Source organism: Streptococcus sp. HMSC065E03 (assembly GCF_001815045.1).
Taxonomy (GTDB): Bacteria; Bacillota; Bacilli; order Lactobacillales; family Streptococcaceae; genus Streptococcus; species Streptococcus parasanguinis_AD.
In genome coordinates, this window is record NZ_KV818853.1 from 477,052 (window position 1) to 484,817 (window position 7,766).

Sequence of the window (7,766 nt, forward strand, 5' to 3'; positions counted from 1 at the left end):
GCGAAGGAGGGACGACGAAATCGAATTCTAACGAATTACCGATTTCTGTCCCACTCTCTCTTTGCTTACAACAAATGCGCTTCGTGTTTTTGGAAGACTTCTTTTCCAAGCTCTACTAACTTGGTAATCAAATCTGTATAGTTGAGTCCCATATTGTCCCAAAGCAAGGGATACATAGACCATTGAGTAAATCCTGGCATGGTATTGAGTTCGTTTAAGAAGATCTCTCCTTTATCGGTATAGAAGAAATCACAACGTGCTAAACCTAGACCACCGATCGCACGAAAGGCTTTTTCTGCGTTGGTCCGCATGGTTTTCACAACCTCAGGGTCCAATTGAGCCGGAATCGCCATGGTAATTTTGTTGTCGATGTATTTGGCATCATAATCATAGAAGGCCACATCTTTCACAACTTCACCTGGCAAGGTACTCTTCACATCATAGTTTCCAAGCAGTCCAACTTCGATCTCACGCGCATTGACTCCTTGCTCTACCAAGACACGGCTATCGTATTTGAAGGCCAATTCGAGAGCAGCCCGAAGTTCTGTTTGGTTTTCAGATTTTGAAATCCCTACGCTTGAACCCATATTGGATGGTTTGGTAAAGACAGGATAAGGGAGATTAGCTTCAATTGTAGCAATTTTCTCCTCCAAGTCATCGCCTTCCACTACAGCTACATAAGGAACTTGTGGAATCCCTGCAGACTCCAAGACCCGTTTGGTCGTGATCTTGTCCATCGCAACACTAGAAGCTAGGATACCACAGCCAACATAAGGCATCTTCAAGACTTCTAAGAAGCCTTGAATGGAACCATCTTCTCCCATTGGTCCATGAAGAACTGGAAAGACTACTGCTCCTTCCTTGTAAATCGCAGATGGTGCCACTTTTTTAGACCAGTCCACTGTCTCATTGGTCATCAATTTCTCATCATCCGCTGGTTTCTCTTCAAAAGCTTGCGTCTGGATGAAGTCTCCTGACTGCGTAATAAAGTAGGTTTGAACCGAAAATGCTTGGTAATCAATCGCGCGCATCACGCTTTCTGCTGAAAGAACAGAAACTTCACGTTCTGCACTACGTCCACCATACAACAGGATTAAGTCTTGTTTACTCATAGTTTCTCCCTAATTGTTCCCTTGATTTCTTACTTGATAGTATACCACAATGATAGCCCTTTCGAAAGAACTTCTCTTATAATTCTGTCCGATTTTCAATCGCGCGAAGCAAGGTCACTTCGTCCGCATACTCGATATCGGCTCCAACTGCCAGACCACGTGCCAAACGTGTCACTTTGATCCCTGCTGGCTTGAGCACGCGCGAGATATACATAGATGTTGCTTCCCCGTCTGCTGTCGCATTGGTCGCAACAATGACCTCTGTGACTGTTCCATCCATCAAGCGACTAATCAAACTCTTGAGATTGATATCATCGGGTCCCACGCCATTCATGGGCGAGATCAAGCCATGCAAGACATGGTAACGGCCATGGTATTCCTGGATATTTTCCATAGCAGATACATCCCGGCTATCTTCTACAACAAGTATGAGGGATGGATCCCGCGTTTCATCTCGACAAATCTCGCAGGTTTCTTCATCGGTTAAATTGCCACAAATACTGCAATACCCTAGCTCGCGCTTGGCATTGAGTAAGTTCTTGGCAAATTCATTGACATCATCATCTGACATACCAATGGTGTAAAAAGCCAAACGGGTCGCTGTTTTGATCCCAATTCCTGGCAACTTGGAATAGCTGTCAATTAATTTTGCAATAGGTGCTGGATAAAGCATAGTTTCCTTTCTAATTCATGGGGTGTTTCTGATTGTATAAGTTAATAATGTCACGCGTAATGGAATGACTAACCGTCGCCTGTAGATTGGTATTATGTGGAAAGACCACCGCTACCGCAATCTTTGGATTATTCGATGGTGCATACGCCACCACATTGGTATTAATGGCTTGTTTGCCTCCATCGACAGTAGTTTCAGCTGTACCAGTCTTTGCACTGATGGGCACACTGGCCCCACGACCAACGGTTTTTCCTGTCGTCAACCCACTCGTACCATTGGCCACTTGGTAAAACCCTTGCTTGATCAAAGCCATGTTCTCCGCTGAGATATGGACTTGATTGAGCTCCTTGGCTTCGATCGCTTTTTTCAACTGACCGAGGCCACCTTGATCATTATTGTCATAGATGCCTTCGACGACATGAGGACTCACCCGCTTCCCATCATTTGCAACGGTTGCCGCATACTGAGCCAATTGCATAGGGGTGTAGTTGTCAAACTGGCCAAAGGCATTGGTCAAATAATTGCCGACTGTGTAGTCTTTTGGAATAAAACCAGTCGATTCATTGGGAAGGTCAATCCCCGTTGATGTTCCAAGACCATACTCTGCAAAAGTAGAACGCAATTTTTTCATTGCAGGGTCCACCTGATCCACTTGTAAGGTCATATTGGGAGTGTAGGGTTGCCCCATCATCTTAAGAGCAATCTGGACCATGTAGGTATTAGAAGAATATTCCAAAGCTTCTACTGCATTGATGGAGCGACTGCCGTATTGGGTAAACCAAGAATTGATAGGAGCTGATCCTGCAAAAACAATGGGCTGATCGGTCAGTACCTGATTGCCGGAAATGGCACCATTTTCCCATCCTGAAGTCAAGGTTGCTCCTTTAACGACCGATCCTGGGACGAAAACATTGGTGACTGTTCCCAAAGCATCGGTTGATAAATCTTGACTACCAGCCTGGTGTTTGATCCCTGCCATGGCAAGGACTTTCCCTGTATCAGGCTCAAGGGCTACAGCATAGACACCTTCGGAGTAGGTCGCATTTCCAGCTTGCAACTCTGCGCTAAAGGCGGAGCGGAGAATATCTTCCACCCCTTTTTGGAAATCCAAGTCAATCGAGAGCTTGAGGTTTTCTCCCTTAGCTCCTTTTGAAATGTCTACAACTTTATCCATGTTGCCATTTTTATCTAGGAGAATTTCTTTTTCACTGCGTTTTCCTTGAAGGACGTTTTCGTATTCCTTTTCGAGATAAGATGTTCCAACCCGGTCATTGAGGGCATAACCTTTTTTGACATATTCCTCGACTTCTTCTGCTGGAAGTCCTGCCTGCTCAGTCGAAACCGTTCCGATGATAGAAGCTAAAGGAGTATCCAAAACCTTGCGGTCCCAGCTGGTCGTGATCGCAATTCCAGGAAGGTCCCGACTGTCAGCCGCGATGGTCGCAATCTGCTCAGCTCCTAGTGCTTGCGTCGAAATAATCCCCGTCGCAAAATTCTCCACAGCATTCATTTGGCTATAAAGATAGATAATCTTTTTCTCATCATCTGTGTAACCGAGTTTTGAAGGGTCAATGCTGTCCACTGCCGCTTGATAGATTTTAGCTTCTGGTAGACGATTGCCATCAGTATCAAATTTCTTTTTCTCAGGCAGGTGTTCCACGACCTCTTGGTAGACCTTGGTATTGGCTAGATAGTAATCCACTTCTTGCCGTTCGGTTACTTGAGGATTTTCTACGTCGACATACTGCAGGAGTTTCCCAGCTGTCTCTCGCATTTCTTGGGCCGTCATTTTACGATCGCGCGTAAAAGTCAGGACTTGTTTTCCCACATTTTCCACCAAGGGCTTACCAGAAGCATCATAGATTTGCCCTCGCACACTCCCTTGTTTGACCGTCTTTTTGGTAGCTTTTGCCAATTTATCCGTATAGTAGGCTTGGTGAGAGATCTGCATATAGCCAAGTCGGGCAATCAGAACCAAAAAAAGAAGGCAAATCAAACTAAACAGCAGATAGAGTCTGCGTGTTATCGAATGATTCTCAAACTTCCGTATTTTCTTCTTCATGAAATGTTCTATCCTTCTTTTCTAATCAACACTTACCTTCCATTTTACTATTTTTCCAAGAGTATCTCAAGAAAAGGAAGGGACCTTTCCTGGAATTTTATGAAGAAAAAAGATTGGACCTGCTCGCCCAATCTTGAAATTAACACAAACTTTTTTACATGTACAACCTTATGTGAGGTGGTTGAAAAAATATTGATTTTTAATTTTTAAGCTTATTCAAGCATATGTCGAAACTTTCCGCCGTGAGAAAAGTTCCTGAAACACAATTGTTTCAGGAACTCGGGAGTTTTGAAACTTTAGGTTCAAAACTAAGTCATGGAACTTCGTAGAAGTTCGCTGACGTCCGTACTCACCTAAGGAAAGTTTTTAAGACTATTTTGTCTTCAATTTGAGATTGGACATGCTCGCCCAATCTTTTTTTCTAATAAGTCACAACATTGATTTTTCCTTTGTCATACTCAGCAATGAAAATATCCAAAACGTTGTCATAGCCTTCTTTTTCCAATTCAGCTAGCAACCACTCTTCACTTTTCCCAATTGTTTCCAAAATTTCAAGCTGAACCACACCATCCATAATGATTGGGTATTTAGGATTCTCATCCCCCGCACGGACAACGATCAATTGACCATTTTGTTCAATAACAGCGCGCTTCACATCTTTTAATTGAAAAATCCCTTGTCCACGTAGTTTCAAAGCAACATCTGAAGCAGAAAGTCCTTTGGAACGACACGCTTCCGGATCCAGTTTCCCATTTTTAATGATGACAGTTGGTTTTCCATCAATCAAGTGCTTCATAAAACGAACATTGGTATTGAGCCATTTTAAGAGCAAGATCAAAATAGTCCACATTAAGAGAATCACAATGTATTGAAGAATGGTAATGGAGCTATTGTAGATGACCCCACCAATAATGCCCCCAAGAACAAAGTTCTGTATCTGGTCTACTGCAGAATTTGGTGCTAAGTTTCCTTTCCCGGTCACATTGATGACAAATACCAAGGAAATCAAGCCCAAAGCTAATTTAATCAAGATGTTTAAAAAATTTACTATCATTTGTTCACCTCCACAAGTTCCACGTCTGTTTTATACAGATCCATCTTTTCTAATAGGTAGCTATCTGGGTCAGATCCTGCGATAGCTCGGTAATAAACCTCTCCAACCTTCAGGATCGCCCCATCTGTGGCTGCTGAAGTATTGACATAGACGTCTTCTTTTTTGACATCCAACTCCTTTGAGATGACCTCAATAAAATGCAGAGAACGTTGAAATTGGTCATTATTACTTTGGCTATTTTGGAAACTGCTGATGCCGATCAAGACCACTGCAACCAGAGTCAAAATCGAGATAATGGATAATTCACGGAATTTGCTATCGTGCTTATCCCGATAGGCTTTCACCGCAAAAAAACCAGTCAGTAGAATGAGCAAACCAGAGATCCCAATGGTCACCCAATTTTGCTGACTGATCTGACTCAATACATAATCATAAGAGTAAAATTTCATAATGAACTCCCTTTCTCCAAATGAATTCAAGCTATTATAATGTATTTCAGGAGAGAATTCAAGGCATTCTAATCAGAAAAAAATATATTTTTTGTTATAATAAAGTAATCTATCATGTCAAGAAAAGGAAATACAATGAAACTCATTTCATGGAATATCGACTCGCTTAATGCTGCATTAACTAGTGATTCAGCACGCGCCAAACTCTCTCAAGAAGTCCTCCAAACCTTGGTTGCTGAGGATGCGGATATCATTGCCATTCAAGAAACCAAGTTATCCGCCAAAGGTCCTACTAAAAAACACCTCGAAATCCTTGAGGAGCTCTTCCCTCAATATGAAAACACTTGGCGCTCTTCTCAAGAGCCAGCTCGCAAAGGCTACGCTGGAACCATGTTCCTCTATAAAAAAGAGCTTACTCCAGTTGTGACTTTCCCAGAGATCGGAGCTCCTTCGACCATGGACTTGGAAGGTCGGATCATTACCTTGGAATTTGATAAATTTTTCGTTACACAGGTATACACACCTAACGCTGGTGATGGACTCAAACGTTTGGAAGAACGTCAAGTCTGGGATGTCAAATATGCGGAATACTTGACTGAACTAGACAAGCAAAAGCCTGTTCTTGCTACAGGTGACTACAATGTCGCTCACAAGGAAATCGACCTCGCCAACCCTGCCAGCAACCGCCGTTCACCAGGTTTCACAGACGAAGAACGCGAAGGATTTACAAATCTTTTAGCCAAAGGATTTACAGATACCTTCCGCCATGTCCATGGTGATGTCCCAGAACGCTACACTTGGTGGGCACAACGTAGCAAGACATCAAAAATCAACAACACAGGCTGGAGAATCGACTATTGGTTGACCTCAAACCGCATTGCTGACAAGGTCACTAAATCAGATATGATTGACTCAGGCGCTCGTCAAGATCATACACCAATTGTATTAGAAATTGATTTGTAAGGATGTTCTTTATGAATTTCAATGCAGTGATTCCTGAGTTTATTGTATCGAATATAGAGCAGTCCCGTTCCTTCTACTGTGATTTACTGGGTTTTACCATCGAATACGGGCGACCAGAAGAGAACTTCCTCTTTCTTTCTCTTGAAGAGTGCCAGCTCATGATAGAGGAGGGGAGTAAGGAGGAACTAGCTGAACTGACCTACCCCTTTGGTCGTGGAGTTAATATCTCCTTCGGCATAAAAGATGTCCCTAGACTCTATCAAAAAGTAATCGAGTCTAACTATCCAATTCATCGCCCATTAATTAAAAGAAAATTTCGTGTTGGTGATCATTATATCTATCCTCATGAATTTGCAGTTCTGGATCCAGATGGCTATTTTTTAAGATTTAGTGAATAAGAAAATAGATCACTAGAGTAGAAAAAGAAACAAAAAAAGAAAGAGACTGGGACAAAAGTCCTAGCCTCTCAATTATTTTTGGATTGTCGAGCAAGACGCAGTGGTTGATGGGCTCTACTACGCTGATTTCATCAGCTTTTACAGCCCTACTCAACTGTGCGAAGGAGGGACGACGAAATCGAATTCTAACGAATTACCAATTTCTGTCCCACTCTCTTTTAGTCTTTTGGGGATTATTTCCCAGGAATATTTGGATCTAATCCCCAAGATTGCTCGAGAACAGGTCTTAAGGATTTAATCATATCTTCTGAACCTTGGATTATGATTGTGTATACTTTATCTCCTTTTTGGAATACCCATACGTATAAAGTACTCCCATCTTTAACTGTTACTTTTATTAAGAAAGCGTCCCCACCGGCAAATATAGCTTTTACACCTTCTATACTAGTTCGATTTTTGTGTTTTCCGAATGAGCTATATAAACGGTTCGCAAATAACTCTGCGTCAAAGGTTTCGTTGGGGCCAAGTTCAACAGTATCTTTAGTGTTTGAGCCCATTATTAACGCATTGTGTTTGTCTGGTGATGAATATTTGAGCGTTTGGCTACTTTGAGTTTTGTCATTGTATACGACCCAATCTTTAGGGATATTGATATAACCAAATTTTTCATTTCCGATACGTTGAGTATCTGCAAGGGATATTTCTTTTGACCCAGAAGAAGACCCAGGAGTTGTTGTTTGAGCTTTTGTCGTTGATGCAGCCGTAGTTTCTGCTGCTTTCTTCTCTCCGTTTCCGCATGCTGCTAGTATAAATGCAGATAGAAGCATTACAGAGCTTAATATTATTTTGTTTTTCATCAGGATTGTTCTCCTTAAAGTGGTTGACTCACATGTATTATATCATTTTTTATAGTTTATTTAAATTAAAACAGGAAACGCTTTCACTAAAAAGCATAGGGTATAACAAAAGAAAATTTCGTGTTGGTGAACAGTATATCTATCCTCATGAATTTGCAGTTTTAGATCCAGATGGCTATTTTTTAAGATTTAGTGAAT

8 protein-coding genes and 1 pseudogene are annotated in these 7,766 nt (G+C 41.9%); 3 read left to right on the forward strand and 6 right to left on the reverse strand.

Annotated elements, in window-relative coordinates:
* Window positions 1-65 precede the first annotated feature (65 nt).
* The 5 genes from HMPREF3002_RS09055 to HMPREF3002_RS09075 form a co-directional block, all read right to left on the reverse strand.
* On the reverse strand, window positions 66-1,112 hold the full coding sequence (locus tag HMPREF3002_RS09055; protein WP_049473174.1) for a D-alanine--D-alanine ligase: 1,047 nt from the start codon (window positions 1,110-1,112) through the stop codon (window positions 66-68).
* Window positions 1,113-1,188: 76 nt separating this feature from the next.
* Window positions 1,189-1,785: a recombination mediator RecR gene (gene recR / locus HMPREF3002_RS09060; RefSeq protein WP_003002450.1), complete on the reverse strand. Its 597-nt coding sequence runs from the start codon at window positions 1,783-1,785 to the stop codon at window positions 1,189-1,191.
* 10 nt (window positions 1,786-1,795) lie between these two features.
* Window positions 1,796-3,847, reverse strand: coding sequence for a penicillin-binding protein PBP2B (gene pbp2b / locus HMPREF3002_RS09065; protein ID WP_070666316.1), 2,052 nt, complete (start codon window positions 3,845-3,847; stop codon window positions 1,796-1,798).
* A 421-nt stretch (window positions 3,848-4,268) separates the two neighbouring features.
* The gene (locus tag HMPREF3002_RS09070; RefSeq protein ID WP_003006271.1) at window positions 4,269-4,901 is read right to left on the reverse strand and encodes a DUF421 domain-containing protein; all 633 of its coding nucleotides are present in this window, start codon (window positions 4,899-4,901) and stop codon (window positions 4,269-4,271) included.
* Window positions 4,898-5,350, reverse strand: a complete 453-nt coding sequence (locus tag HMPREF3002_RS09075) for a DUF3290 family protein (RefSeq protein ID WP_003011710.1) — start codon at window positions 5,348-5,350, stop codon at window positions 4,898-4,900. The genes HMPREF3002_RS09070 and HMPREF3002_RS09075 overlap by 4 nt, the downstream gene beginning before the upstream one ends.
* A 135-nt stretch (window positions 5,351-5,485) precedes the next feature.
* On the opposite strand from HMPREF3002_RS09075, the gene HMPREF3002_RS09080 reads away from it, so the two are divergent.
* Both HMPREF3002_RS09080 and HMPREF3002_RS09085 read left to right on the forward strand, forming a co-directional pair.
* Window positions 5,486-6,313, forward strand: a complete 828-nt coding sequence (locus tag HMPREF3002_RS09080) for an exodeoxyribonuclease III (RefSeq protein WP_070666319.1) — start codon at window positions 5,486-5,488, stop codon at window positions 6,311-6,313.
* 11 nt (window positions 6,314-6,324) lie between these two features.
* Entirely contained in the window at window positions 6,325-6,711 is a 387-nt protein-coding gene (locus HMPREF3002_RS09085; RefSeq protein WP_037607806.1) for a bleomycin resistance protein, read from the forward strand.
* A 233-nt stretch (window positions 6,712-6,944) separates the two neighbouring features.
* On the opposite strand, the gene HMPREF3002_RS09090 is transcribed toward HMPREF3002_RS09085, so the two are convergent.
* A complete protein-coding gene (locus HMPREF3002_RS09090) occupies window positions 6,945-7,568 on the reverse strand; it encodes a hypothetical protein (protein ID WP_003006259.1) in 624 nt (207 codons plus the stop codon).
* A gap of 107 nt (window positions 7,569-7,675) precedes the next feature.
* On the opposite strand from HMPREF3002_RS09090, the pseudogene HMPREF3002_RS10740 reads away from it, so the two are divergent.
* Window positions 7,676-7,766, forward strand: a pseudogene (locus HMPREF3002_RS10740) (VOC family protein); the annotation flags it as partial.

Excerpts from the sequence above, each read along its gene's own strand:
- HMPREF3002_RS09055 (WP_049473174.1), bottom strand. The coding sequence starts at position 1,112 with ATGAGTAAACAAGACTTAATCCTGTTGTATGGTGGACGTAGTGCAGAA.
- recR (WP_003002450.1), bottom strand. The coding sequence starts at position 1,785 with ATGCTTTATCCAGCACCTATTGCAAAATTAATTGACAGCTATTCCAAG.
- pbp2b (WP_070666316.1), bottom strand. The coding sequence starts at position 3,847 with ATGAAGAAGAAAATACGGAAGTTTGAGAATCATTCGATAACACGCAGA.
- HMPREF3002_RS09070 (WP_003006271.1), bottom strand. The coding sequence starts at position 4,901 with ATGATAGTAAATTTTTTAAACATCTTGATTAAATTAGCTTTGGGCTTG.
- HMPREF3002_RS09075 (WP_003011710.1), bottom strand. The coding sequence starts at position 5,350 with ATGAAATTTTACTCTTATGATTATGTATTGAGTCAGATCAGTCAGCAA.
- HMPREF3002_RS09080 (WP_070666319.1), top strand. The coding sequence starts at position 5,486 with ATGAAACTCATTTCATGGAATATCGACTCGCTTAATGCTGCATTAACT.
- HMPREF3002_RS09085 (WP_037607806.1), top strand. The coding sequence starts at position 6,325 with ATGAATTTCAATGCAGTGATTCCTGAGTTTATTGTATCGAATATAGAG.
- HMPREF3002_RS09090 (WP_003006259.1), bottom strand. The coding sequence starts at position 7,568 with ATGAAAAACAAAATAATATTAAGCTCTGTAATGCTTCTATCTGCATTT.